Source organism: Streptomyces sp. NPDC058701 (genome assembly GCF_042715295.1).
Classification (GTDB): domain Bacteria; phylum Actinomycetota; class Actinomycetes; order Streptomycetales; family Streptomycetaceae; genus Streptomyces.
Map to the genome: position 1 here is coordinate 40544 of NZ_JBHXSY010000025.1, position 24660 is coordinate 65203.

The window sequence follows — 24660 nt, forward strand, 5'->3', positions numbered from 1 at the left end:
TGACGACGCACGGCACGCCCCGGGAGCTCCAGCCGGCGGGCGCACGGCACGGCCCGGGCCACGAAGGGGACTCGGGGGCCGCGCCGTGCGTCGTCACCGGTGGTCGTGGTCGTCGGTGTGGTCCGCACGTCCGCGCGGACCACGGCGTCAGACGAGCCCTGCGCGGCGGGCGGTGTCCTCGGACTGCTGCATGTGCCGGTGGGCGTCCTCGCCGAGGGCCTTCATCACGCCGGCAATGACGGTCTCGACGACGGCCAGGGTCGGGACCAGGCTGTCGTAGGGCGAAACCGTGCCGACCTGGCTGGGCAGGACGACGTCCGCCTGGGAGGTCGTCGGCGAGAGCCAGGCGTCGGTGAAGACGATGACCTTGCCGCCGGCCTCCCGCGTCATCTGCGCGATCGCCTCCTTGTCCTCCTCGTACCGCCGGTAGTCGAAGAGGACGACGGCGTCACGCCGGGCCAGGTGGGCGAGTTGGGCCGTACGTTCCACAGCGCGGTCGGGCAGGACTCGGACGTCATCGCGGAGCTGCATGAGGTGCATGGCCAGGTACTGGGCCAGGAGGTGCGTGAAGCGGCCTCCGGCCAGCGTGATGCGGCGTTTGCGGTCGCTGAGGATCCGGACGGCCTGGTCGAGGTCGTGCGGCGGGATCTCGGCCAGGGTCTGGCCGACGGCGGCGGTGAACACGGCGCTGCCGCGGACCAGGAGGCTGTCTGCGCCCGGAGCGGAATCCGGGTCGGGCTGCCGTCCGTAGTCGGTGGCCTCGTACAGAGAGAGCGGGGAGGCGTTGCGTTCGTCCAGTTCCGCGCGCAGGGCGGCCTGGAAGTCGGGGAAGCCCCGGTAGCCCAGGCGGCCGGCGAAGCGCAGCACTGTGGGCGCGGAGACGGCGGCCTTCTCGGCGATGGTGGCCACCGTCTCGAAACCCGAGGCGGGGTAGCCGGCCAGGAGCACTCGGGCGACCCTGCGTTCGGCGGGGCTGAGGTCACCCAGTTTGGTGCGGATGTCGTCGGCGAGCGAGCCGGCTGCCATGGGTGTCCTTTCACGAGATCGCGGGCCGCGTCCGCCGAGCCTATCCCCTGGCTCGGCGGACGCGGCACCTCGCCCGGCGGCCGCACCCACCGGGGTCGGTGAGCCCTGCGGGCTCTGACGGGGGCTACCGGGGAGAGACGGCGATGCCGAGCGAGAGGAGGCTCCGGGCGCTGCCGGGTTCGCTGGTCCAGCCGTACGTCCTGGCAGGGTCCCGCCTTCACCATGAACGGCGACGGCAAGATCATCGCCTCGTCCATGACCGCCGCCCTCGACGCCATCCGTGGCGGCACCGGCAGCCTCGATGTCGTCGTCATCGCCGGCTGCGCCCCCGGTTCGGCAGCCCCACCCCCGGATGCGACGCCGTCATGGCCCTGCCCGGCGTCCACTCGTGTACCAGCTGGACCCTGACCGCCGCCTCGGACGGGAACAACAGCAAGGTCAACACGGTCGTCCGCAAAGGCGAGTTCGTGTACCGAGCTCGACGCCCATGAGGGTCCGGCAGCTCCCCCTGCGCATGCACCCTGACGAAGACCTGAGACGCGACCCGAGCCGACACGTTCCCGGCGCCGGGATTGCCCTTCCCCCTCACCCGCGCATCCGTGTGGCGCCGTAGGCAAGCCCGGACGCCGCCCCCGGTGTCCGTGAGGGACGCGAAGGGGGGTGTGGCGCGTCTCAACCTGTCGAGCGCCGCGGCCCTGGCGTCGCCCGGACAGCGCGGCCCGTTCTCGAAGAGCAGCCGGGCCAGTGCGTCGTCGGGCCCTCCCCCGCGTCAGGTCTGATCAGCGCGTAGGGCCGGGTTGGGTCTGAATCCACAAGGGGGTCGCATCACGGACACGTTTTCCGGTGACCCCAGCCCGCGGTTGGGGAGCGGCCCGACGGTGTCACCGTACGGATCCCTCCCGCCCGGCCCGATCCGGCGAGTTGGGAAGCGGGCGGGGCGCGCGGCAGGGGTCAGGACCGGGGGCCGCCCTGGGGAGGATCGGGGGAACCGATCGACCCTCCCCGGGGCGGTGTGCGTCCCCGGCACCCTTGACGACCGGGCATGCGACCGGTTCCGCCGCCGGCAACAACGCGTCGGCCGATCGAGTAGACCTGCGGAGGCGTCGTCCGTTTCAGTCGGCCTCGCCCACTTGGGCCGCAGCGAAGGTGACCGTTGCGGCCACCGGGACGAACCGGTGCGGTCCGTCCCTCTGAACCGGTCCTCCGGCTTCCCGGGCCGGCAGGGCGCGCGCCGCGTTTGACGCGCGCGCCCTTGTGGCGCTGAGCCGGAATCGCGTCGGGCTCACTTCCCGGAGGTGAGATCAGTCACCGATGGGCAGCAGGTGCTACGGGAGGTCCCTGACGGAATTGCTCCGTAGGGTGCCCGGAGTGGGGGACGGCAGGAGCTGGATCCAGGGTTCGTCCCAGACGAAGTTCGCTCCGTTGGTGTCGCCGTGGGTCTGGTAGACGGTGCCGCCTCTGGTGAGCACCTTGATCCAGGCGTCGTTGCCCTGGGTCTGGATGGAGATGCTGCACGCCCTGGCCGGGTAGCCGGGGTTGTCCTCGTCGGTGAGGTCCTGCCATACAGGGGCACCGCCCGGCGTACTCGCCCGGCCCGCGTAGGCGACGCCGTTCGTCAAAGCGGCGCTGAACGACTCCGTGTTGTTCGGGTTCACGCTGTCGATGTCGTTGCACGGCCCCCTCGCACCGGTCGGGCCGGTCGGGCCTGTCGGGCCCGTGGCGCCCCGCGGGCCACGTGGCCCGCGAGGGCCTGTCGGTCCCTGGCACTTGCCGGGGTCCGCGGACGTCGCCTGCGCGCCTGATCTGTCCTTCGTGCAGTGATCACCAGCGGAAGGCGACTCGGCGGATGCCCTGGGAGCCGGGGCGGCCGCCATCGCCGGACTGGCGATACCCGCCAGCACCAGTGCGATCGAGGCGAAGGCGCTCCCGGTGACCCAGGCGGTGCGCTTGGGCAGCGGGCCCAGGGTTGAGCGGGTCCTGAAGGCAGGACTCATGGCCACTCCTTTGTCGAAGCCGTGTCATAGGCTGTTCCGGAGCCCGTACGCGGTCCCGGATCTCCGACGTCATGGTGTGAAATCCCGCTGGGTATCGGCGTACGCCCCGCCCGAACGTCAGCGGAACGGCTCAGCGTTTGGAGCCACTCGGGTGCACTCCCTGCTGGCCGGGCCGGTCCCCGGCGCGCCGCGCCCGGGAGAGGCGGTGCGTTGCCTAGGGTCACGCGCCGTGAAGCCGACCATCTGTCTGTGCATGATCGTCAAGAACGAAGCGGCCGTCATCGAGCGCTGTCTCTCCTCCGTCCGAGGCTTGATCGACACCTGGGTCATCTCCGACACCGGGTCCACGGACGGCACTCAGGATCTGATCCGAACAGCACTGCACGGCATCCCGGGCGAACTCCGGGAGGAGCCGTGGGTCGACTTCGGGCACAACCGCAGCCTCAACATCGCGCGGGCCGTCGGCCGCGCCGACTATCTGCTGCTCCTGGACGCCGATCTGGTCCTGCGTCAGGAGGGCGAGCTCCCCGCTCTGACCTCGGACTCCTACATGATCCGTCACGAGGGCACGACGGAGTACCGCATCAAGCGTCTGGTCCGCGGGGATCTGCCCTGGCGCTACGTGGGCGTCACCCACGAGTACCTCACGTGCGACCGCGACGACCGTGCGGAAGAACAGCGCAACCTGGACGCCCTCGTCATCGAGGACTACGCCGACGGCGGCTCCCGGCACGACAAGTTCGAGCGTGACGCCCGCCTGCTCGGCGCCGAGCTCGAACGGGATCCGTCCAATACCCGCACCGTCTTCTACCTCGCCCAGACCATGCGCGACATGGGCGACAGGGCCGCCGCGATCCGCTTCTACGAGCGCCGGGCAACCATGGGCGGCTGGGACGAAGAGGTCTACTACGCACTCTTCCAGGCCGGTGTGCTGCATGCCGAGTCCGGCGACTGGCCGGCCGCCATGGATGCGCTGTCCCGGGCCTGGGAGGTCCGGCCTGAGCGCCTGGAAGCCTGCTACGAGCTGGTCGCCGGGCTCCGCGTGATGGGCCGCTACCGCACCGCCCACGCCATTGCCACGTCCACTGTGGGAAAGCCCCGTCCGGACGACCTGCTCTTCGTGCAGCCCTGGGTATACCGCTGGGGCCTGCTCTTCGAGTACTCCATCACCGCGTACTGGGTCGGGGACATGGCAGCATCACTGCGCGCGTGCGATCAGCTCCTGGAGCTGTCTGACCTACCCGATTCCTACCGGAAGCAGACCCTGGCGAACAGGAAATTCGCCCAGAACCGACTGCCGTCCGCCCGCGCCCGGCTGAGCACGACACACTGACAGCTTCCCCTCGTGGGCGGCTTGCCGCAATTCCTGCCCGCGGGCTGCACCACCGGCCCGGGGTCGCTACGGCGGGTGCCTGGCGCACCGTACGGGAACACGGTGACGGGACGGGGGCCGCGTCCGGACGTCGGAGGTGGCGACGTGTTGTCCGGTCCCTGGACGACTGTCGCAGGCTACGGGCACCCGCCCCTTCACGGGGAGGTGGTGGAGCTCCCAGGTGGCGTCGGCTAGGTGAGCGCGGCGATGACCTCGCGGGCCGCCCGTTCGCCTTCGGTGGCGCCGCCTTCCATGAAGCCTTGGAAGTCGTAGCTGCAGTGCTCGCCGCCTATGTGGATGTTGCCCTGGGCGGTGCCCTCGTAGCGGGCGTACCGGTGGAGGTAGCCGGTGGGCCAGTAGGAGTATGCGCCGAGGGAGTAGGGGTTGCGGTGCCAGGCCGAGACTTGTGCGCGTCCGTTCCAGGCGTTCTTGGCGCCGGGGAAGAACGCGTCGATGCCGGTGAGCATGCGGTTGGCGAGGGTGCGTACGTAGGGGTCGGTCTCGGTGGCGAAAGGGGTGGCCGGGCTGACGGCGCCCGCCAGGGTGCCACCTCCGTATTGGAGCAGGATGCCGCCGTTGCCGGGCTGGAGTTTGGTGGTGTCCCAGGTCTGCTGGACGTCGGAGTCGGTGAAGCAGTCACCTGCGGACACGCCGGGCCAGGGGCCGGTTCCGCGCCAGGGCCGGCTGGTGAACTGCATGTTGAGCTTGGTGCAGTGGCCCATGCGGGCATCGCGCAGGAGGCTCTTCATGAGGGGGTCGAATCCGGCTGCGGTGAGGTCGATGCGCTGGAGTACGGGCAGGGGCAGGCACAGGATGGTGTGGTCGGCGGTGACGGTGCGGGTCGTGCCGGCCTCGTGGAAGGTGAGGGTTTGCGTTCCGTCGGCGTTGGTTCGGACGGCGGTGAGTTCGCGTCCCATCACCAGGGAGCCTGCGGGCAGGGTCTGGGCGATGGCGTGGGGGAGTTGGTCGTTGCCGCCGGTGATGTGGTAGCGCTCGTTGGACAGGCCCCAGACGTTGAAGTGGCCGGGGTTGGGCTGATAGCCCATGAGGAGGACCAGGGCGAGGGCGGACTGGTCGACTGTCTCGGCGCCGTATTCGACGTTGTAGGCGACGTCGATGAACTGGCCGAGGCGTGAGGTGTGGCCACCGGGGACCCGGGTCTCGATCCACTGGTACAGGGACATGTTGTCCAGGGCGGTGCCGGTAGGTGTGGTGGAGTTCCAGGTGACCTCGCCGGCGTCCTGGAGGTCGCGGCGCAGAGCCTGGTAGACGGCCTTGAAGTCCTCGTCGGCCTGGGCGCGGGGGTAGTAGGCGCCGTCGAACCAGAGGACTTCCTCGGCTCCGTTGGGCCCGCCGCCGAGGAAGTCCTCGGTGGGCAGGTCGAAGCGGCGGCACAGTTCGAGGATCTTCTTGTGGCTGGTGTCGATCAGCTCGCCGCCGATCTCGGAGATCTGACCGTAGGCCCAGTGGCCGCGCTGGGTCCACATGCGGCCGCCGACGCGTGTGGGGTTGGCCTCGTAGACCGTGCAGGCGATGCCCGCGTCCTTGAGGGTGAGGGCCGCGGTCAGGCCGGAGATGCCCGCGCCGACGACGGCGACGCGCGGGCTGCCGATCGGTGGTCTGGCGCTGTCCGGCGCGGTCTCGGCCCGGACCGGAACGGTGGATGCGGCGCCGGCCAGGGCGGTGCCGAGGCCGAGGGCGGTGGCGCGCTCGAGGAGGGCGCGGCGGCTCAGGCCCCGTACGTCGGCGGCGGGCAGGGACAGCTTTCGGGCGGCGGCGTGTTCGGCGGCGAGTTGCCTCAGGGCGTGCATGACGGGGGTTCGGGCCATGGTGGGTGGCTCCTCGGGTGTCAGACGTTCGCGGCGGAGGGGGCGGCGCTTTCGGTGCTGGGGTCGGTGCGTTCGGTGGCGTCTTCCAGGACGATCCGGCCGATGACCTCGTATCGCTCGGGCGCTTTGAACTTGAGATAGAGGCCGAGAGCCACGCCGCCGAGGAAGACGGCGGCGACGATCCAGGGGATGAGGGCGAAGACGAGGGAGTCGGCGGCGAGTCCGGCCGCGGTCTTCATGTTGACGACCAGCAGGACGACGACGGCGCTCATCGCGATCCCGCCGAGCAGGGGGGCGGTGAACGTCTTGAACCAGTGCCGGTCCTCGGGGTGGTTTGTGCGGAAGTAGCCGATCACGGCGAAGGAGCAGAGGGTCTGGACGATGAGGATGGCCATGGTGCCGAGGATCGCGAGCAGGGTGTAGAGGTGTATGTAAGGGTCCTGGCCGGTGAGCCAGAAGGCGGCGACGAGGACGACCGCGATGACGCTCTGCACGAGGGAGGCGACGTGGGGGGATCCGTGCCGGTTGTGGGTGCGTCCGAGTGCGGGGTGGAGGAAGCCTTCGCGGCCGATCGCGTAGAGGTATCGGGCAGCGCATTGGTGGAAGGCCATGCCGCAGGCGAAGGACCCGGTGAGGAGCAGCCACTGGAAGGAGTCGACGGCCCAGGAGCCGATGAACTGCTGCGTGGGGGCGAAGAACAGGTCCAGGGGGTTCGCGGAGGCGGACAGCTCCACGGACTTGGACAGGCCGTTGCCGGCGATGGTCATCCACGAGACGAAGATGTAGAAGAGGCCGACGCCGACGACCGAGATCAGGGTGGCCTTCGGGATCACCCGCTTGGGGTCGCGGGACTCCTCGCCGTACATGGCGGTTGATTCGAATCCGACCCAGGACCAGAAGGCGAAGAAGAGACCGAGGCCGGCGGAGGCGCCGGTGAAGGCGTTCTTCGGGTTGACCGGTTCCAGCGGGATGCCGTCCGGGCCGCCGCCCGCGACCAGCACCGCGATCGCGACGGCGAACAGGACGGCTATCTCCCCGACCAGCATCACGCCGAGCGCCTTGGCGGTGAGGTTGATGTCGAAGTGCGCCAGGCCGGCGGTGACGCAGAGCATGACGGCCGCGTAGAGGATCCAGGGGAGATCGACGCCGAGCTGGTCGTGCACCGTCGTCTTGGCGAAGTACGAGAAGACGCCGACGATCGACGCCTCGAAGACGATGTAGGCGAGGACGGCAAGCATCCCGGAGGCCATGCCCGCGATCCGGCCCAGGCCGTGTGAGATGTATCCGTAGAACGCCCCGGCCGCGGTGATCCGCTTGGCCATGGCGACGTAGCCGACGGCGAAGACCGTCAGGACGACTGTGGCGAAGAGGTATCCGGCCGGGGCGCCGATGCCGTTGCCGAACCCGACGGCGATCGGCAGGTTGCCGGTCATCGCGGTGATCGGCGCCGCGGTGGCGACCGCCATGAACACCACCCCGACCAGACCGACCGAGTTCGCCTTGAGCCGGTGGACTTCACCGCTGGGACTGTGGGACATGAACGCCCTCTCGATACTGGCGGCCGGTAGCCGACGGGAAGGCCGCCACTCTCGCTCTGCGCGACTCACGTCACAATCGACATACAGGCATCCAATCGGCCGGCGGAAGCGACGAGTTGTCGGCCCGTCAGGGCGATGGGTCCAATGCGTAACCGCCCGGTGATGTTCACGGAACCGGGAAGGGGTTACGACTGCGCCGTCGGGGGACTCACGCCCTCCCCGAACGGCAGCACGCTTGTCGGGATCGGCAGCTCACCGTCGTCCACGCCCGTGATCGCCGCATGCGACCCGTACCTACACCGACCGGGGTCTCCCTCGCAGCGGTCGGTCACCGGCCTTTGTCCTTCTTCCCCTTGGCCTTGCCGGGGTTCTCCTTGGCCTTCCCTGCCGCCGGAGCCTTCGCCGGAGGGTCGGGGACAGGCGACGAGGTGTACGGTGCGGTGGACGCGCGGGGTTCTCCCGTGGCGGACGGCACCTGAGCCGCCCGCTGAACGGGTGACTCCGACGCGGTGGACAGTCGCGGCGCGGGCACCGCCGGCTGAGACTCTGCCGGGCCGGCCGCTTCGGTGTTCCGCGGCTCCGACAGGTGCCCGCGCGAGGGAGAGGTGGTGGGTGTGTTCTCCCCTGCCGGGATGCCGCCCGTCGCCAGGGCGCAGATACCCGCCACACCCGCGGCAGCCAGGCCCAACCATCCCGCACGCCGCCGGTTGACTGTCCTGGTCCGCAACGGCTTCGGCCCGTGCCCGGCACGGCTGGCGGACGGCGGTGACGGAGTACGGTGAGTGGAGGTGCCGCCCTCTGCGGTCCGGGGCCACGGGGCGTGTGCGAGGGCCTGCAGGCGCTCGTGCACAGCGGCAGCGTCGGGGCGGGCCTGAGGGGCCTGGTCCGTCATCGCCTTCAACAGGCGGGCAAGACCGTCCGGCAGTCCATCGGGTATCTGTGGCTGCCGCAGGAGGTGGGCGGTACCGATCTCCACCGGAGTCCCCTGGTACTCACGGTGCCCGGTCAGCGCTTCCAGGAGGGTGACTCCCAGGGCGTAGACATCGCTGGCCGTACTCGCGCCGTGTCCGAGGAACTGCTCGGGGGCCATGTAGGCGAGCGTACCGACCAGGGTGTCGGGGTCACCGTGCGAGCGGTCGTGCACGGCCCTGGAAAGTCCGAAGTCAGCCAGGTGCGGTGCCCCTCCCTCGCTCAGCAGGATGTTGGAGGGTTTCACGTCGTGGTGGATGACGCCGTTGGCGTGCACGTGGTCGAGTGCGGACGCGATGTCGGATCCGATCCGCACGACCTGGACGAGGCTCAGCGGACCGGCATCCATCCGCGTGCGCAAGGTGACGCCGCGGATCAACTCCGTGACCATGAAGGCGCCGTCCTTGTGACGTCCGGCGTCGAAAACGGTGACGAGCGCACGGTGCGACAGTCGGGCCAGCATCCGCGCTTCGTCGCAAAAACGATCAGCAGTGACGGTGTCCGTGCCGGCGCGGAAGACTTTGACGGCCACCTCACGGCCCAGCACTTGGTCGGTGCCGCAAAAGACGTCGGCCGTTCCGCCGCACCCTATGGGGCCCTGAAGCAGATACCGGCCACCCAGAACGTCGCCGCGTCCACCTGATACTTCGTGCTCGGGCACTGGTCCAGCGGCCGACATAGGGGACCTCCTCCACTCGCGGGCGATAGCGCCCTCCTACCCCTGACGCGCCGCACAACGCACTCGAGTCCGACAGCGAGGAGCGGGCACTGAAGCGCCGCCGCCGTCAGCAGCGATGCCGGACCAGCCGACTTCGCGGCCGGGCGTGTGCGCCCGTAAGGGATGGAGCATCGCCGCAGGGAGGACCTGCGCGAGGGATCACGGCTGGGCCCGCACGGGAACGCTCTGCGCCACGGTGGCGGCGCCGGAGGACGTCTTCGAGCACGGATCGCCGCACGTCAGGGCCGGCACCGCGGAAGCGGTGCCGGCCCTGACGTGCTCATGTGTTGTGCGGCTAACGCCTCGTGACACCGTCCGGGCGCCGGGGCGGCGAAGGCTCCCTGCCAGTGCCCGGGGGACGTCGTACCGCGCGTCTGGGTCAGGCGGCGGCGGGCTCGGGCCGGCGCAGTTCCGCCTGGCCGAAGAGGAGGGCGTAGCCGTCGGGGAGCCGGCGCAGGATGCGGGCGAGGAGGTCGGGTCCGGCGAGGCGGCGGGCGACGGCGAGTACGGCGCCGGTGTCCCAGCGGGCGGTCGCCGGGGTGGCGCCGGTGCGGGCGGCGAGGTCCTTCACGAAGCCCCAGCCGGTGAGGTGCTGGGTGTCGGGGATCTGGGCGGTCAGGGTGAGGGCGGCCTCGAGGGGCAGGCACTGGGCGAGGTCGACGCGTTCGTCGCCGGTGAGCTGGCGGCCGAGGGCGGCCAGGACGTGGTGGACGGCTTCCGCGGCGCGTTCGCGGGTGGGGTAGGCGCCTTCGTAGCGCACGCGTTCCAGCATCTGCTCGAACGTCATGGCGGGGGTGGCCCGGTTCGGTCGAGGCTGGTCGTACATGGCTGCGATTGCCTTTCTCTGAGAAGGATCCGGCCTGCGGCCGGTGAGGGTCGACCGGGCCGAGGTCAGGTGGGCTGGGGTCAGGTGGACTGGGGGTGGCCGAAGAGGAGGTCGTAGCCGTGCGGGAGCTGGAGGAGGACTTCGCGGGTGAGGACGTCGCCCGCGGCGGCGGCCGTGGTGGACAGGACCGCTCCGATGTCCCACAGGGCCGTCTTCTCGGTGGCTCCGTCGATCCAGGCGGCGGTCGCGCGGACGAACCGCTCCGGTGAGAGCGGTTCTGCGGCCTGGAGGGGGTTGAGGAGGATCAGGGCGTAGGTCTCGGGGAGGCGGGCGGCGAGCTCGGCCCGCACGGTGCCGACCAGATGTGCGCCCAGCAGAGCCAGGACGACGCGGGCCACGCGGTCGGCCTCTTCGGGGGTTTCGTACTCACCGCGCTCTTGGACGTGGGCCAGGAACGCTTCCCTGCGCATCGACATCGCGTCACCTCCGGAAAGGGGCGAAGAGGCCAGAAGGGGGTGCGGAGGGCGGGATGCCGGAGGGGGAACAGGCTCTTCCCACCCTCCGCTGCCGGCTGGTGCTGGAGGGTTCAGCCGGAGATCTGCTTGCGGCCGGCCTCGCCGCCGATACTGATCTTGCGGGGCTTGGCGCGCTCGGCGATCGGGATCCGCAGGGTCAGGACGCCCGCGTCGTAGTCGGCCTGGATGCGCTCGGTGTCCAGGGTGTCGGCCAGCATGACCTGCCGGGAGAAGACACCGAGAGGACGCTCGGAGAGCTCCACCTTCACGGAGTCGGCCTTCGCGACCGGGCGGCGCTCCGCCTTCACGGTCAGCATGTTCCGCTCGACGTCGATGTCGATCGCCTCGGTGCTCACGCCGGGAAGGTCGAAGGCGATCACGTACTCCTCGCCCGCACGGTAGGCGTCCATCGGCATCACGGACGGCTTCGACCAGGTCCCCGACGTACCCGACAGCTGCTGGACGATCCGGTCCATCTCGCGGAACGGGTCAGTGCGCATCAACATCGCGAAACACCTCCAGTTGGTTCAGGCAGAAACTGCCAATGCGCTTCAACGTGCATCCGTTGTAACATGTCATCGGAACGATGACAAGCAAGGAGTCATCCGGAGGACGACGAGATGACGGAGAGTCCCATGACCGAACCCGCCCCGCCCGCCACGCCGGTTCCCTTCCCCGCCGCCGCAGCGGCGCTGGAGGCCATCAACCAGTCCGTCAGGGACGCGCAACAGTCCTCCACGCACCCGCCTGCCACAGCGCCGTCCGCAGCCGGCTCCGGCCCACACCCGGCCCTGGCCGCGCTGCTCACCCTGCGCGAGGTCCGTGAACAACTCGCCGGCTGGGAGAGCGGCCTGATCGAAACCGCGCGCGGCGAGGGTGCCAGCTGGGCCGACCTCGCCGGACCCCTCGGAGTCGCCAGCCGCCAGGCCGCCGAACGCCGATACCTCCGGCTGCGCCCCGGCACCCCCGGCTCCACCGGCGAAGAACGCGTCCAGTCCACCCGCAACACGCGCGCCGCCGACCGCACCGTCACCGCCTGGGCCCGCGACAACGCAGCCGACCTCCGACGCCTCGCCGCACAGATCACCGCCCTCACCGGCCTGCCCGCCGACGCGGTCGGCGCCCTGAACCTGGCCCTGGGCCACGACGACGCCGCCCGCCTCGTACGCCCCCTGACCGACACCCGGCCCCACCTGCGACCCCAGGACACCGAACTCGCCGCCCACATCGACGCCCTGACCCGGAACATCCACCAACTCCGCCAGAGCTCTCAAGGCCAACGCGGCACCTGACCAACACCCCGAGGCGGCCCGGGGCACGCCCTCCCCCGCACCACAGCCCACACCGAACCTCCGCGCTCGGCCCTGGCTGTCACCCTGCTGGCGGAGGCACGGAAACGGCTCCCGCTCGGTGAGCGGGAGCCGTTTGCGTGCGGGACCGGGTCTGTCAGGCGTGGCGGTGGTGGCGCTTGTTGCCCGTGACGAGCCGGTAGACGGCGAGGAGGATGACGGATCCGATGATCGCGGCGATCCAGGTCGAGAGGTCGAAGAACCCGTCGATCGAATCGACCCCGAATATGACCTTGCCGAGCCAGCCGCCCAGGAGCCCACCTGCGACACCGATGAGCATGGTGATGATGACGCCGCCCGGGTCCTTGCCCGGCATCAGCGCCTTCGCGATGAAGCCCGCGAGCAGTCCGATCAAAATCCAGGCGATGATGCCCATGCGCTTCTCCTACCTCGATGAATAAAGCCGGTGTTAACAACCGTCTTCACCGCGTCGACGTTTTCAAACGCCTGGATCTGCTGATTCTGCGACCGCCGCGGCGCGCGGTGGCGCTTCGCCCGGCACATCAGCCGGTCAGAGCGACCGGCCTGCGGTGGTCCAGCTGGTCCTTCTGGCCGGCCACGACAGGGATGCACGTACCGACGAAACACGCCTCCCTGCTGCGGAGTGCGGAGCCCGCAGGGACGTGTGGGGGCCGCGCGGCGGGGCAGGAGCCCCTTGCAGCCCCGCCGGGCGGGGCTGACCACTCGTAGAGCGGTCGTTCTTCGTCCTGCTCACCACGGTCCCCCGAGGCGACGGGGTCGCAGGGGGAACGACTGACGCCGCGTGGCGGGCGGCTACAGCGGGCTGCGGCCTTGCGGTCCTTGATCTCGGCGCTACGGAATGTTCTTGCGGGACACACGAGGAAGGATTTCCTATGGCTGTCCGAAATCAGCTGGTCAGGCGTTCCCCTGCTGCCGTCTGGGCGGTTCTCGCTGATCCCACCCTGTACGGGGCGTGGGTGGTGGGGCCGTCGGAGTCCGCTCCGCTGGACGATGTCTGGCCTGCCGTGGGCTCCCGGCTCCGCTACACCGTGCAGCTCGGTCCCTGGTCGGCTGAGGGTGTGACGACCGTCCGCCATCAGGACCCGATCAGGGAACTGGAGCTGGAGGCGGCTTTCAAGCCCCTCGGCACGGCGAGGATCTTCCTGCAGTTGCGGCCTTGGGGGGAGGAGACCCTCGTCGTCTGCGACGAGCACCCCTTGCGCGGCCTCGGGGGCACCCTGCACAACTCCGCGGTGGAGGCCGTCCTCCAGCTCCGCCACCGCGGCATGCTCCCCCGCCTGGCGAAGATCGTGGAGGAAGGGCACGCGGACGTACCCCGCGCGCATCGTCTGCAGTCACGATCCATGTAACGGCCTCGGTGCCTCGACCACGGGCGGGTCCCCTGCCGACCGTCCCCGAACGGGGATGCCGGAGAACGCAGCTCCGCGCCGACGGAAAACCGTCGGCGCGGAGCACGGGGGCGCTGGTCACACGGTGGTTGGGAAGCGTTCCCAGACGCGGTGGGAGCCCATCAGCTGGGTGATCTGCTCCAGTACGACGCTGCCGTTGTCGCCTTGCACGACGCCGGACGCGCCGGCGGGGATGCCCGCGGCGGGCAGGATGCTGTCGGCGCCCGCCCAGTGACCGATGGGCTTGCCGTGGCGAAAGGCCTCGTTCAGAAGGAGCAGGAGCCTGGGGTCGGTGGCGGCAGGCTGGGAGTGGGCGGCCTTGGCATCGCGCGCGCCGTGGGCATCGCCCCCGGCGGAGACAGGGCCTGCCAGCAGGAGCGCGTCGAATTCGACGGAGCGGGCGGTGGCGAAGGTCCGCTGCACGGTGATCGGGTCGCCGTCGGTTGCGATCGTGCCTCCTGCCGGGGCGATGACGAGGGGGACCATGCCGGCGTCCAGGACGGCCTGGCGTACCGTTGTGACGCCGTCCAGGTCGGCGGCCGCGTCGGCCACGATTCCGACGATCCGGCCGTCCAGCGGCCAGGTCTGACCCAGCTGGGAGAGGGCGGGGCTCGGCTCCGGATCGGCGAGCCGGCCGGCGGCATCGGGCGCGGGCAGCCCCAGCCCCGCGGCAACCTGCTCACACAGCTGCGTGTCGATGTTGGCGAGGACGGACAGGGCCCTTTCCTTGATCGTCTGCTCGTAGCACTTGCCCAGCTCGAAGGTGTAGGCGGCGATGATGTGCTCGCGCTCGGGCGGGGTCATGCTGAGCCAGAACAGGCGGGGCTGGCTGTAGTGGTCGTCGAAGGATGCCGGGGCTTCGCGGATCTTGCGGCTTTCCGCGATGGGAGCGGGGACTTCGATGAACGCTCCGGTGTCGGCGCCTGCGAGGAAGGGGCAGCCTCCGTCGAGGCTGTTGGGCCGGTAGGGGGCGACGCCGCGGTGTACGGCGGTCTGGTGCATGCCGTCGCGGAGCATGTCGTTGACCGGGGCGTGGGTGCGGTTGATGGGCAGCTGTCCGAAGTTGGGTCCGCCGAGGCGGGTGAGCTGGGTGTCGAGGTAGGAGAAGAGCCGGCCCTGCAGGAGGGGGTCGTCGGTGACGTCGATGCCGGGGACGAGGTGGCCGACGTGGAAGGCGACCTGTTCGGTCTCGGCGAAGTAGTTCGACGGGTTGGCGTTCAGGGTCAGCAGCCCGATCGGCTGGACCGGTGCCAGTTCCTCGGGAACGATCTTCGTCGGGTCGAGGAGGTCGATGCCCGCGAAGGTCTGCTCGGGGGTGTCGGGGAACGTCTGGATGCCGAGTTCCCACTGCGGGTAGGCGCCTGCCTCGATGGCGTCGGCGAGGTCGCGGCGGTGGAAGTCCGGGTCGACGCCGGCGGCGATCTGTGCTTCCTCCCAGATCAGGGAGTGCACCCCCAGCTTGGGCTTCCAGTGGAACTTCACCAGGGTGCCGGCACCCTCGGCGTTGACGAGGCGGAAGGTGTGGACGCCGAAGCCCTCCATGGTCCGGTAGGACCGGGGGATGCCGCGGTCGGACATGTTCCAGAGCGTGTGGTGGGTGGCTTCGGTGTGCAGGGAGACGAAGTCCCAGAACGTGTCGTGGGCGCTCTGCGCCTGCGGGATCTCCCGGTCGGGATGCGGCTTGCCGGCGTGGATGACGTCGGGGAACTTGATCGCGTCCTGGATGAAGAAGACCGGGATGTTGTTGCCGACCAGGTCGAAGACGCCCTCTTCGGTGTAGAACTTCGTCGCGAAGCCACGGGTGTCGCGGACGGTATCGGCGGAGCCCCGGGAGCCCAGCACGGTGGAGAAACGGACGAAGACCGGTGTCTCCGCGTCCTTGGCCAGGAAGGCAGCCTTGGTGACGCCGGTCGCGGTGCCGTACGCCTGGAAGACGCCGTGGGCGGCGGCGCCGCGGGCGTGGACCACGCGCTCCGGGATCCGCTCGTGGTCGAAGTGCATGATCTTCTCGCGCAGGTGGTGGTCCTGCAGCAGGACCGGCCCGCGCGGGCCGGCCTTGAGCGAGTGGTCGGTATCAGGGAGCCGGGTGCCCTGCGCCGTGGTCAGGTACGCGCCGCTCTGCGCCATCCGGGCCTGCTCCGCCCCCGTGGGCTGGCCGGTGGGGCTGACCGTCTCCGGGCCGTGCTGGTCCGCCTTCGGCGGCAGCGGCTCGACCGGCTCCACCGGCTCCGTCAGCTGCGGGGACACCGGCGCCGGCTTGCCGGGAACACCGTCCTGCGGGCCGGGTGCGTCACCGCGCAGGGCACCCGCGACCTTTTCGGCCGCGGCCTTGATGGGATTCTGCTCGTTCACCTTTTCACTCCCTCATTCTTCGGATTACGGGTGAACCGGAGAAAGTCCTTGCAATCTGGCACATAGCAGAGCCGCAGTCTCGGGACTCGCCGCTGACCGTCTGCAGGACATGGCAACGTGCCGAGGCGGGGTACGCCGCCCTCCCCGGCGCGGAAGTTCCTCTTTGGGGGCGCGGATGACCACCGATTCCTCGCGGGCGCCTGCCGCGCCACCAGGCCCCGCTCGCGCCGCCGGCGGAGCCGTCTTGTCATCACCGGGCGGAAAGAGACGGGCATGCCGGTGACGGAGGCATGGATCCCAACCCCTCCGAGCCGGCGCACACTGCTGTCCGGGCGCTCGCCGCGCAGTGGACCATCAGCAGCACTCCCCCGGCCGCAGCACGGCCGGTGCGCCATCGCAGATGCGGTCCGGCAGCGCATGGCCGTCCAGCCCCGCGTCCCGGGCCCGGCGGGCACCGCGGCGCGGAGCCCGCGGGCAGGGAGCAGGAACGTAGGGCGGGTTACTGACCACCCCGCCGAAGGAGCCGCCGCCGCGGCAGGCGCGGCCACCAGTCCCACCCCCGCCGGGACGCGCGACCAGCACACGCCGCGGCCGCATACGTACGCTCCTCACGCCCTTGCGGCAGGCCCGGCCCGGCCCGCCTCTCCGCCGTAGGGCGCGGCTGCGCCGGCCGACCCGTACGGCGCCCCCTTGACCCCACCCCAGTACTGACCGGACGCATCCGACCGCCGGCTGTGCCCCGTCGGGGGCACTCGGCGACCGGGGGCGGGTCAGGGAGCCGTGTACCGAACGGCTTCGTTGACCGCCTCGTACGGAGAGGGCTGCGCCATCAGCACACACAGCGTGTAGACGGCGTCGTCCACGGCCCGGCGCGCGCCGGGGTCGCCCGGTGCCGCATACAGGCGGACCCGGGCGTCGAAAAACCGGGTGAGCGCCCGATCGGCATCCACCCGCGTCGGCATGAGAAACGACCCGGACCTGCGAGAACCGACCGGCCGGCGTGCAGCCCGCACCGCGTCGTTGAGGGCCTCCTCGATCGCCGCGGGTATGGGCGTACCTCGGGATCCGGCGACCATGGCCCGAGCCACCTCGATCTCCGACAGACCGGCCTGTACGGCCGCGGTGGACAGAGCCTGCTCGGCCAGTCGGGCCGGGCTGGGCACGGTCGCCATCAGCATGCCGACCGCCCACGACCGCGCCGACTCGGACACGGCCCCCGGCGCCCGCGGGATGCCGGACTCGTCGGTCCGGGGAGAAGCGAGCAGTTCGGCGGTCACGACGATCACATCCTTTCGACGGTCCGGCCCGGCGGCACGGTCTCACAAACCTTTGTGCCCGGAAACAAGCGCCATCCACGCCCCCTCCCCCGCTCGTCCCTGGACCGCTCCTACGAGCTGAAATCGAGGTGCACGCGCGCAGCTCTGCCGAGAGACGGCGGCGCGGCGGGTCGGGCGACGTGGGGCACGTACGGAGCCTGCAGGGCAACCGTTCCAAGGCCGGGCCGGAGATCGGGTCCCCCTGACGAGCAGACCGCGCGCCTGCCCCCGCGCGAGCAGAGCACGGTCGTGCATCCCACGCTCGTGTCGGGGCACGAGAGCTGAATGCATATCCTCCTGCTCTTCTTGCTGCCCCTCGGACTGGCGCTTGTCTTGTTGGCTGTAGCCGAACCCCAGCAACGCGGCAGGCACCGCCGCTGACACCGCCACGCGATCCCCCTGCAGAACACAACGCCGCCGCGTACACGGGCAGCGAGTCAGCGAGCTGGTCCCGAACACCCGCAAGTACGTGCCCGGCCGGCGCCGAGGAGACCTGGGTGCAGGGCTCGGCCAGGCGCAGACCCAGCCGGACTCGCGGACCGGGCCGCGGGCATGGCGCGGATGAGGGCGTTCAGCCCGGAGGAGTAGCAGGAATCGACGCGGCTGAGGCCCACGACGACGTCGGTGGGCCTGTCGTGTCTCCGGCGTGGGCCAGGGCTCCGAGGCGGGCCATCAAAGACGGGCGGAATCGCCCCGCGGGGGGGTTCAGGGCGGCGGGGGGCGCGTTCGGCGCGGGCGCGCGCCGAGAGCCTGACTGGGGCGGGCGCATGCCAGGGGCGCACCTCTGGCGGCGTGGCGCGCCCGCCTCGGACCGGTCGTACGATCAACCCTGGGCAGGCGGGCGTTGCGTGCGAGGGTCGTTGCGTACTTCGGCGGCCGTGTCCTGTCCGGCTTGACGCAGTCCGTCCGCGGTTTCATGGCCGGCGTGCTGCGCATGTTCGGTGGTCGTCGTGACGGCCTCCTGGGCCGTGCCCTTGACCGATTCGACGGCCTGGGCCACCGGTTCCTTCAGCTCGTCGCGGACTTCATGGGCGGCGTCGAGGGCGGTCTGCTTGACGGGTTCCAGCAGTTCGTCGGAGTGCTCGCGCAGGCGCTGACCGGCCTGTTCCTCCGCCTGGGTGGTCGGCAGCAGAGCTGCGGCGAGCATGCCGGCGCCGAATGCCATGAGGCCGGCTGCCAGCGGACTGCCCTGGGTCTGACGCTTGATCTGTGCGGGGGCCTGCTGAATGGCCTCCTGGGCGCTGCTGCCCGCTTCCCGGGCTGTTTCGCTGATGCTGTCGGCGGCCTGGTGCAGGCTGCCGGAGGTTCCCTGCGCGGTGTCCTGTGCGGTGCCCATGACGCGCTCCTTCACTCCGCTCACCCGGTGGCGCATCGAGTCGACCTTGCGCTGAGCCATCCTGCTCGGGGTCATCCTGTCGGCCAGGAGGTCGACGTTGCGCGCGAGGTGCGCACGCCGGTACTCCACGTCGGTCCTCAGCTCATCGGGTGTCGTGCCCATCGGGCATCCTCCTTCAAGGTCTCAACGGTCTGTTCGGGCTTGAGGTTGACGGCACGCAGGCGTTTGCGGCCCTTGGCGTAGAGGACGCCTCCCGCCACGGCCCACAGGGCGGTGACGATCAGGGCGGCCCAAGCGGGGTCCATCACGTTGGCGAGGGCGAAGACGACGGTCAGGCTGCCGAAGAGCAGCACTATGTGACCGGCGTAGCCTGCGCCGCCGAGCATTCCGACGGCCTTGCCTGCTTTCGTGGACTCCTGCTTTATCTCGGCCTTCGCCAACTCGATCTCGTCACGCACGAGTTGGGAGAGGTCCTGGCCGATCTCGCCGATCAGGTCGCCGAGGGAGGGTTCCTGTGCCGTCGGCGGGGGCGGCGCGGGCGCCGCCGGCCGTTCGTGGGAGGAAAGGGCCATGCTCAGATCCCTCCCCCGGGACGCGGGGAGCCGGTGGCGGGCGGGCTCGTCGGCGGGTAGGCCGGGGGCTCCGGGGTGACATGCGGCGGCTGCGACTGGCCGTAGGTGTCGAGGGGGTCCTCGTACCCGGCCGGTATGCCGCTGCGGTCGGCGACCGGAGGCCGGACTGGCTCAGGGGTGCCGGACCCTGGGGTCGGTCGGCCGGCCGATGAAGCGCTGCCGCTGTCGGCTGCGGGGGCGCCCGCGGTCTCCGAGGAGGCTGCGGCGCTGACGCTCTTCCCGGCGCGGGCGACGACGAAGCCGGCCAGTGCCGCTCCGGCGAGGAAGACACCGGGGCGGCGACGGGCGAAGTTCTGCAGGTCGCTGACCAGTCCGTCCGGGCCGCGCTTGTCCAGGTGGGAGGCGACCTGGTGTCCGCCGTCGGCCAGCTGACGTGCCACGTCCGCCATGGTGGAGTCGGGCTTGCCGTTCTCGCCCAGTTCCCGCAGCTCCTGCGAGAGGCGGCGTACGTTCTCCGCGAGACGCTGCGTCTGGGTCTCGGCCTGGCCGGTCAGCTGGGTCCGCAGCTCTCCGACGAGGTCACGGGCCTGCGCGGTCGCCTCGCCGATGACATTGGCGGCCTGTTCCTTGGCCGTCCCGCCTACTTCGGCGGCCTTGTCACCGACCAGAGAAACGCTCTCGCCGGCCTTCTCCTGCACCGTGTGTGCTGCTGCCGTCGTCCTGCTCTCGTCCTGACGGCGCGCATCCTCGAAGTCACTCAAGGCTCCTCCTGGTGAATGGCGGTGATGTGTCTCGAACAGTCGCCTGCCCTCCTTGCGCCGCCTCACTCACGCCTCACTCATATACCGAACTCATCGTGTGCTCATATCCACAGCCCCTGCCGGGAGCACCCGCCGCACGCACCGGGGGAACGCGGCCGCCGAAGGGGCCGCCGGGCATTCACTGCGTCGTCCGGCGGCCGGCCACGACGGTGGCGAGCGCGCCTTCGACCAGACCGCCGCGTAGTACGTGAGCTGGGATCCGGCGGGCAGATCGGTGGGGGCGTAGGCCGTGCCTGGGGGTGGCATCACGTTCAGGGTCGTGGCCAGCACGGCATGCCCGGCGCCTGCGGGCAGCAGGCTCGCCTCGCGGACGCCGTTGCCTCAGGGTCAACGACGGACGAGAGCGTGCATCCACGGCTCGCGGCTTGCGCCCGCGAAGAGCGGGGTGCGGTACAGCGTCCGAGGCCCCCGGCATCCAGAGGGCTACCAGGGCGGAAAGAGCGACCAGCGGACATGCCGGAAATCAGGATGCGGAGGGCAAGAGCCACTTGCCACCTAGTCGACGACGTCACTGGACCATCACTCACGGTCGCAGCCGCGAGTGACGGTTCGCGCCGTCTACCTGCCGGCCGCACGCCACCTGCGACAGCGTGGGACGTACGGCGCCATTGGCGAGACGCATCGTTCGCCGCAGGCAGCGCCGCTGTAGCCTGGGCCGTCACAGAAGGGCTGCCGGGCGGGCCTTTCACCGCCACATGATGCAGCCCTGATCGTTGGGATGGCGACCCCACTTCTACCCGTGCTCTGCGGCCCCCTCACGTGTCCTGTCGGGTAGCCGGGCCCGCACCAGCAGCGCGTGATCTGCGCCGAGGCCGGCACCAATGGCTACGCCTACCCGGCCGAGCTGTACCGCTTCGCACCCGGCCCGGTCGTTTCGGGCAGGCCCATCCTCGACGAGGGCCCCGGCCGGCCCGAGACGCGGCGGAAGGTGGTGGCCGCAGCCCTGGACGCCCCCGCCGACGTCCCGCCACCGACGGACCGCGAGGCCGTACGCGAGGACTACCTGCGCCGCGCCATCCCCGAGTGCCGGCCCCAGGCAGCCGGTGCGCCTGCGTCTGCCGTTCCTGTGCTCCGGCGGTCGTGGTGGCAGCGGCTGCCGCGGGCTACTACACGCTCCCCTTTCGACCGTGTCTGACCCAATGCGTGGCGACGGTGCTCGTCCTGGGCCTGCGGGCGACCGGCGGACTGATGGCCTCTTCCTGCTGCTGTTCGCGGACACCTGGGGGCGTGACCGAGGTACGCGCCAAAGAGCCAATGAGATGATCTTGCAGCTCTGAGCGCCCGGCCCCCATATTCCAGGGCGACACGCGCTCGTTCTGCCAGCGGCAGAACACCGGCCGGACCGGGCCCGACGATCACTACGCTCCCGCCTCATGACGACGATCACGACGCGTACGGTCGAGTACCCGGCGGACGGTTTGACGATGGTCGGGCACCTCGCGCTCCCTGCCGGTACCGACCGTCGGCCCGCGGTGCTGCTCGGACCGGAGGGCATGGGACTCGGCGACGTCGAGCGGCGCCGGGCCGACACGCTCGCCGAGCTGGGATACGTGGCGCTGGCCTTCGACCTCCACGGCGGGCGCTACGTGGGCGACCCCGAGGAGATGCTGGCCCGTTGCCTGCCGCTGCTCGCCGACCCCGACCGGATGCGGGGCATCGGCCATGCTGCACTCGACGTGCTGCGCGCCGAACCGCGAACCGACCCCGACCGGATCGCCGCCATCGGCTACGGCACCGGGGGCGCCATCGCGCTGGAACTCGGGCGCGACGGCGTCAACCTGCGCGCGATCGGGACGGTCAACGCGACCACCGCGGGGCGACCGGGCGAGGCAGCACGCATCCGATGCCCGGTGTGGGCCGGGGTCGGGTCGGAAGACCCGATCATGCCGCCCGCACAACGGAACGCGTTCACCGCCGAGATGCAGGCCGCGGGCGTCGACTGGCGCCTCACGGTCTACGGCGGCGCCCTGCACGCCTTCCACCACCCGCCGGTCGACCACCCCACGGTCCCCGGCGTCGGCTACCACCCTCAGCACGCCAAGCGAGCCTGGCGCGACGTCGTCGACCTGCTCACCGAGTGCCTGCCCGTGACAGAGGATCCGGGGGCATGACCCGGGCAAACAGCCTGGCGCCAGAACCACATTCGGGCGGTACTCGAGCGCGGAGAGGCGTCCGCGGCTGCCGCAGTACATACCGGATTTGCTGCGACGGAACCCCTGCCGTGATCGTGACGGTCTGTGGCGGTCCGTTCCGGCCGGTAGAGCGAGGATCACGCATGTACTGCGGCTTCACTGCACTGACCACGTGCGAAGTCGCATCAAGATCACGCTCCTTGTCCGCCTCGCTCAACAGGGACGATGCCATGTACTTCACCGTGACCGTCTTCACCACCGTCGGCTTCGGCGACAACGTGCCCGTCTCGCACACGGCGCGCTGCTGACCACGTGCCGGGTGGCGGCCGATCTCAGAAGCCGCTTTTCCGAAAGTCATGGTCAGGGCCGTCCGGATCAGGCCGGAACGACGTCAGTCCTCCACGCCACCCGAGCGGCCTGAGCCGTGAATCCCTGACCCCCGCGTCCGCTCAAGCCCCGTTCACCTGGCTGGCGGCGAGCTGTGGCCGACCGCGGACCTCCGGGTGAGGGTGGTGGGGTACGGGCGAGGCCCGTCCAGGGCCCGACCCGTACGCAGGGCTCAGAACTGCCGCCACCCATCCCTTGCGGAGATGACGATGTCGCACGCCAACGAGGTCAGGATCCCCTTCGTCTTCTGCTCGTCGCCGCAGGCGCCCGGGAGCCAGGGCGTCGACAGGGTCAAGATCCTCTGGGCTGGGGAAGAGATCTGGCAGGGCGAAGCCGGGACCGGTGAGACCAACACGCCCGAGGTGACCAGACCCCTGCTGGGGTCGGGCACGCTCGCACTGGCCGTGAGGCCGGCGGCGGAGGGCAGCGTGTGGGATGTCATCGGCTCGGTGACGCTGAGCGACGCGGATGTGGGGGCAGGCATCCAGACCGCACGATTCGTGAAGAGCGGCGCGGACTACGAGCTCTCCTACGAGGTGGCCATGGACGTCACCGGCGACCGATCCTGACCACAGGGCCAGCCCATCGGCCACCCACCAGATCTCCTGGACGGTCGACAGATGAAATCCCCTGGGCGGGGTATCGGCTACTGGCGGAATCAGCCGCGCCGGTTGCTGCGGGCGATGGCTACTTCTGAGTCACACCCATGATCGGGTAGCCTCCGGAACCGCTTGATCCGCTTTCCGATGCCCGCCCCACAGGAGGACTCATGCCTGCCCCCGTCGCCGCCACGACCGCCACCCTCCCAGGAGGCAGATCGGGCGAGGACGCCTCCGCCTCCCACCGCAAGCTGCGAGGCGGTGACCACGCGTTCCACAGCGTCGGACGCCGGCGGCCGGCTCGCATATCGACGGGAGGAGCGCCGGTCTCTTGAAGTTCCGGATCGGACGCCCGACACACCCGTCCACACACCCGCCAGCACACGCACACACACACGCACACCCCCACCCGGACCCGGAGGGCTCCGGTCCCGCCGTTCCCGCCCAGGCCGCCGCCGTCGGCGAACCGGCCGGCGCCGAGCCGCCGCTCTCGGCCCACGAAATCGCCCTCATACGGGCTTCCGTCTCCGTCGTGGAGCCGTTCGCCGCGGACATGACGGTCTATTTCTATGCGATCCTCTTCGCCCGCTACCCCGAGGTGCGTCCGATGTTCCCGCCGGGAATGGACGCCCAGCGCGGGCGCCTGCTACGCGCGCTGCTGCGCATCGTGGACCTGGTCGACGACCCGGAGCGCCTGGTCAGCTTCTGCGGCCACCTGGGTCGCGACCACCGCAAGTTCGGCACCCTCAGCGCGCACTTCCCCGCCGTGGGCGAGTGCCTCCTCGCCGCTCTGGCCCGCTACGCCGGCCCCGCCTGGACCGCGGACATCTCCGCGGCCTGGACCAAGGCGTACGGGCTGGTCGCCGACGTCATGATCAGCGCTGCCGAGCAGGACGAGGCCCAGCGGCCCGCGGTGTGGCCCGCCACGGTGGTGCACAAGGTCCTGCGCGGACACGGCATCGCCGAGGTGACCGTACGGCCCCACATGCCGTACCCGTACGCGGCCGGCCAGTACGTCAGCCTCGAAACTCCCTGGTGGCCCAAGCAGTGGCGCTACTACTCGCCGGCCAATGCACCCCGTCGGGACGGCACCCTCACCTTCCACGTGCGCGCGGTGAGCGGGGGTTCGGTCAGCGACGCGCTCGTACACCGCTCCGCCGTCGGAGACGTGGTCCAACTCGGCGCACCCATGGGGGACATGGTGCTGGACGCCGCCGTCCACAGCGACCTGCTCTGCGTGGCGGGCGGCACCGGTCTCGCACCGATCCGCGCGATCGTCGAGGAGGTGGCCCGTCGCGGCGGACGGCACCAGGTCGATCTGTTCCTCGGGGCCCGTACCGGCGCCGAGCTGTACGGGGTCGACGACATGCTCCGGATGGCGCAGCAGCACCACTGGCTGTCCATCAGGGGCGCCGTCTCCCACGAGCACATCCCCGGCATCCGGGGATCCCTGCCGGAGGTTCTCGCCGAGTACGGGCCGTGGTACCAGCACGACGTCTTTCTCAGCGGGCCGGCCCCGATGGTGGTCTCCGCGAGCAAGACGCTCACGCAGCACGGCACTGCGCCCGACCACATCCACCACGACCCCTTCGAGACCCCCGTTCTGTCCGCTTCCTGAGACACACCCGCGCCGAACCTG

22 protein-coding genes are annotated in these 24660 nt (G+C 70.5%); 8 read left to right on the forward strand and 14 right to left on the reverse strand.

Annotation, left to right across the window (positions count from 1 at the left end; translation table 11 throughout):
- Positions 1-147: 147 nt before the first annotated feature.
- A complete protein-coding gene (locus ACFWW8_RS24580) occupies positions 148-1026 on the reverse strand; it encodes a MurR/RpiR family transcriptional regulator (RefSeq protein ID WP_386531328.1) in 879 nt (292 codons plus the stop codon).
- 1325 nt (positions 1027-2351) lie between these two features.
- A complete protein-coding gene (locus ACFWW8_RS24585; RefSeq protein ID WP_386531329.1) occupies positions 2352-2681 on the reverse strand; it encodes a hypothetical protein in 330 nt (109 codons plus the stop codon).
- 568 nt (positions 2682-3249) lie between these two features.
- Between ACFWW8_RS24585 and ACFWW8_RS24590 the strand changes: the two genes are divergently transcribed.
- Positions 3250-4353 carry a glycosyltransferase gene (locus tag ACFWW8_RS24590; protein WP_386531331.1) on the forward strand — a complete coding sequence of 368 codons (1104 nt, stop codon included), beginning with the start codon at positions 3250-3252 and terminating at the stop codon, positions 4351-4353.
- Between the two features lie 230 nt (positions 4354-4583).
- Here ACFWW8_RS24590 and ACFWW8_RS24595 read toward each other — a convergent pair whose 3' ends face one another.
- The 6 genes from ACFWW8_RS24595 to ACFWW8_RS24620 form a co-directional block, all read right to left on the reverse strand.
- Complete coding sequence (locus ACFWW8_RS24595) at positions 4584-6221, reverse strand: FAD-dependent oxidoreductase (RefSeq protein WP_386531333.1); 1638 nt, start codon at positions 6219-6221, stop codon at positions 4584-4586.
- Positions 6222-6241: 20 nt separating this feature from the next.
- On the reverse strand, positions 6242-7759 hold the full coding sequence (locus ACFWW8_RS24600) for an APC family permease (protein ID WP_386531334.1): 1518 nt from the start codon (positions 7757-7759) through the stop codon (positions 6242-6244).
- A 328-nt stretch (positions 7760-8087) separates the two neighbouring features.
- The gene (locus tag ACFWW8_RS24605) at positions 8088-9389 is read right to left on the reverse strand and encodes a protein kinase (protein ID WP_386531336.1); all 1302 of its coding nucleotides are present in this window, start codon (positions 9387-9389) and stop codon (positions 8088-8090) included.
- Positions 9390-9825: 436 nt separating this feature from the next.
- Complete coding sequence (locus tag ACFWW8_RS24610; RefSeq protein WP_386531338.1) at positions 9826-10272, reverse strand: DUF2267 domain-containing protein; 447 nt, start codon at positions 10270-10272, stop codon at positions 9826-9828.
- Between the two features lie 80 nt (positions 10273-10352).
- Positions 10353-10748, reverse strand: a complete 396-nt coding sequence (locus ACFWW8_RS24615) for a DUF2267 domain-containing protein (protein ID WP_386531340.1) — start codon at positions 10746-10748, stop codon at positions 10353-10355.
- A 110-nt stretch (positions 10749-10858) separates the two neighbouring features.
- Positions 10859-11293 (reverse strand): Hsp20/alpha crystallin family protein, encoded by a 435-nt coding sequence (locus ACFWW8_RS24620; RefSeq protein ID WP_386531341.1) that lies wholly within the window; start codon positions 11291-11293, stop codon positions 10859-10861.
- 129 nt (positions 11294-11422) lie between these two features.
- On the opposite strand from ACFWW8_RS24620, the gene ACFWW8_RS24625 reads away from it, so the two are divergent.
- Entirely contained in the window at positions 11423-12079 is a 657-nt protein-coding gene (locus ACFWW8_RS24625) for an HSP18 transcriptional regulator (RefSeq protein WP_386531343.1), read from the forward strand.
- A 154-nt stretch (positions 12080-12233) separates the two neighbouring features.
- Here ACFWW8_RS24625 and ACFWW8_RS24630 read toward each other — a convergent pair whose 3' ends face one another.
- Positions 12234-12512, reverse strand: coding sequence for a GlsB/YeaQ/YmgE family stress response membrane protein (locus ACFWW8_RS24630; RefSeq protein ID WP_386531344.1), 279 nt, complete (start codon positions 12510-12512; stop codon positions 12234-12236).
- Between the two features lie 478 nt (positions 12513-12990).
- Between ACFWW8_RS24630 and ACFWW8_RS24635 the strand changes: the two genes are divergently transcribed.
- Positions 12991-13467: an SRPBCC family protein gene (locus ACFWW8_RS24635; RefSeq protein WP_386531346.1), complete on the forward strand. Its 477-nt coding sequence runs from the start codon at positions 12991-12993 to the stop codon at positions 13465-13467.
- Between the two features lie 117 nt (positions 13468-13584).
- On the opposite strand, the gene ACFWW8_RS24640 is transcribed toward ACFWW8_RS24635, so the two are convergent.
- The 5 genes from ACFWW8_RS24640 to ACFWW8_RS24660 all read right to left on the reverse strand — a co-directional run bounded on the left by ACFWW8_RS24640 (position 13585) and on the right by ACFWW8_RS24660 (position 19843).
- Positions 13585-15858, reverse strand: coding sequence for a catalase (locus ACFWW8_RS24640; RefSeq protein ID WP_386531348.1), 2274 nt, complete (start codon positions 15856-15858; stop codon positions 13585-13587).
- 770 nt (positions 15859-16628) lie between these two features.
- Entirely contained in the window at positions 16629-17135 is a 507-nt protein-coding gene (locus ACFWW8_RS24645; RefSeq protein ID WP_386531350.1) for a DUF5133 domain-containing protein, read from the reverse strand.
- Between the two features lie 862 nt (positions 17136-17997).
- Positions 17998-18672 (reverse strand): DUF3618 domain-containing protein, encoded by a 675-nt coding sequence (locus tag ACFWW8_RS24650; RefSeq protein ID WP_386531352.1) that lies wholly within the window; start codon positions 18670-18672, stop codon positions 17998-18000.
- Positions 18648-19082, reverse strand: coding sequence for a phage holin family protein (locus ACFWW8_RS24655; RefSeq protein WP_386531354.1), 435 nt, complete (start codon positions 19080-19082; stop codon positions 18648-18650). The genes ACFWW8_RS24650 and ACFWW8_RS24655 overlap by 25 nt, the downstream gene beginning before the upstream one ends.
- A 2-nt stretch (positions 19083-19084) precedes the next feature.
- On the reverse strand, positions 19085-19843 hold the full coding sequence (locus tag ACFWW8_RS24660) for a hypothetical protein (RefSeq protein WP_386531356.1): 759 nt from the start codon (positions 19841-19843) through the stop codon (positions 19085-19087).
- 856 nt (positions 19844-20699) lie between these two features.
- Between ACFWW8_RS24660 and ACFWW8_RS24665 the strand changes: the two genes are divergently transcribed.
- The 5 genes from ACFWW8_RS24665 to ACFWW8_RS24685 all read left to right on the forward strand — a co-directional run bounded on the left by ACFWW8_RS24665 (position 20700) and on the right by ACFWW8_RS24685 (position 24639).
- Entirely contained in the window at positions 20700-21038 is a 339-nt protein-coding gene (locus ACFWW8_RS24665) for a hypothetical protein (protein ID WP_386531357.1), read from the forward strand.
- Positions 21039-21276: 238 nt separating this feature from the next.
- A complete protein-coding gene (locus ACFWW8_RS24670) occupies positions 21277-22014 on the forward strand; it encodes a dienelactone hydrolase family protein (protein ID WP_386531359.1) in 738 nt (245 codons plus the stop codon).
- 221 nt (positions 22015-22235) lie between these two features.
- On the forward strand, positions 22236-22343 hold the full coding sequence (locus ACFWW8_RS24675) for an ion channel (RefSeq protein ID WP_386531361.1): 108 nt from the start codon (positions 22236-22238) through the stop codon (positions 22341-22343).
- A gap of 282 nt (positions 22344-22625) precedes the next feature.
- Positions 22626-22991, forward strand: coding sequence for a hypothetical protein (locus ACFWW8_RS24680; protein WP_386531362.1), 366 nt, complete (start codon positions 22626-22628; stop codon positions 22989-22991).
- Positions 22992-23553: 562 nt separating this feature from the next.
- On the forward strand, positions 23554-24639 hold the full coding sequence (locus ACFWW8_RS24685) for a globin domain-containing protein (RefSeq protein ID WP_386531364.1): 1086 nt from the start codon (positions 23554-23556) through the stop codon (positions 24637-24639).
- Positions 24640-24660: the final 21 nt, after the last annotated feature.

What these genes read in the sequence shown, in the direction of transcription:
- ACFWW8_RS24655 (WP_386531354.1), bottom strand. Translation starts at nt 19,082, where the DNA reads ATGGCCCTTTCCTCCCACGAACGGCCGGCGGCGCCCGCGCCGCCCCCG.
- ACFWW8_RS24635 (WP_386531346.1), top strand. Translation starts at nt 12,991, where the DNA reads ATGGCTGTCCGAAATCAGCTGGTCAGGCGTTCCCCTGCTGCCGTCTGG.
- ACFWW8_RS24630 (WP_386531344.1), bottom strand. Translation starts at nt 12,512, where the DNA reads ATGGGCATCATCGCCTGGATTTTGATCGGACTGCTCGCGGGCTTCATC.
- ACFWW8_RS24610 (WP_386531338.1), bottom strand. Translation starts at nt 10,272, where the DNA reads ATGTACGACCAGCCTCGACCGAACCGGGCCACCCCCGCCATGACGTTC.
- ACFWW8_RS24680 (WP_386531362.1), top strand. Translation starts at nt 22,626, where the DNA reads ATGACGATGTCGCACGCCAACGAGGTCAGGATCCCCTTCGTCTTCTGC.
- ACFWW8_RS24580 (WP_386531328.1), bottom strand. Translation starts at nt 1,026, where the DNA reads ATGGCAGCCGGCTCGCTCGCCGACGACATCCGCACCAAACTGGGTGAC.
- ACFWW8_RS24615 (WP_386531340.1), bottom strand. Translation starts at nt 10,748, where the DNA reads ATGTCGATGCGCAGGGAAGCGTTCCTGGCCCACGTCCAAGAGCGCGGT.
- ACFWW8_RS24650 (WP_386531352.1), bottom strand. Translation starts at nt 18,672, where the DNA reads ATGGGCACGACACCCGATGAGCTGAGGACCGACGTGGAGTACCGGCGT.
- ACFWW8_RS24625 (WP_386531343.1), top strand. Translation starts at nt 11,423, where the DNA reads ATGACCGAACCCGCCCCGCCCGCCACGCCGGTTCCCTTCCCCGCCGCC.
- ACFWW8_RS24600 (WP_386531334.1), bottom strand. Translation starts at nt 7,759, where the DNA reads ATGTCCCACAGTCCCAGCGGTGAAGTCCACCGGCTCAAGGCGAACTCG.
- ACFWW8_RS24620 (WP_386531341.1), bottom strand. Translation starts at nt 11,293, where the DNA reads ATGTTGATGCGCACTGACCCGTTCCGCGAGATGGACCGGATCGTCCAG.
- ACFWW8_RS24595 (WP_386531333.1), bottom strand. Translation starts at nt 6,221, where the DNA reads ATGGCCCGAACCCCCGTCATGCACGCCCTGAGGCAACTCGCCGCCGAA.
- ACFWW8_RS24670 (WP_386531359.1), top strand. Translation starts at nt 21,277, where the DNA reads ATGACGACGATCACGACGCGTACGGTCGAGTACCCGGCGGACGGTTTG.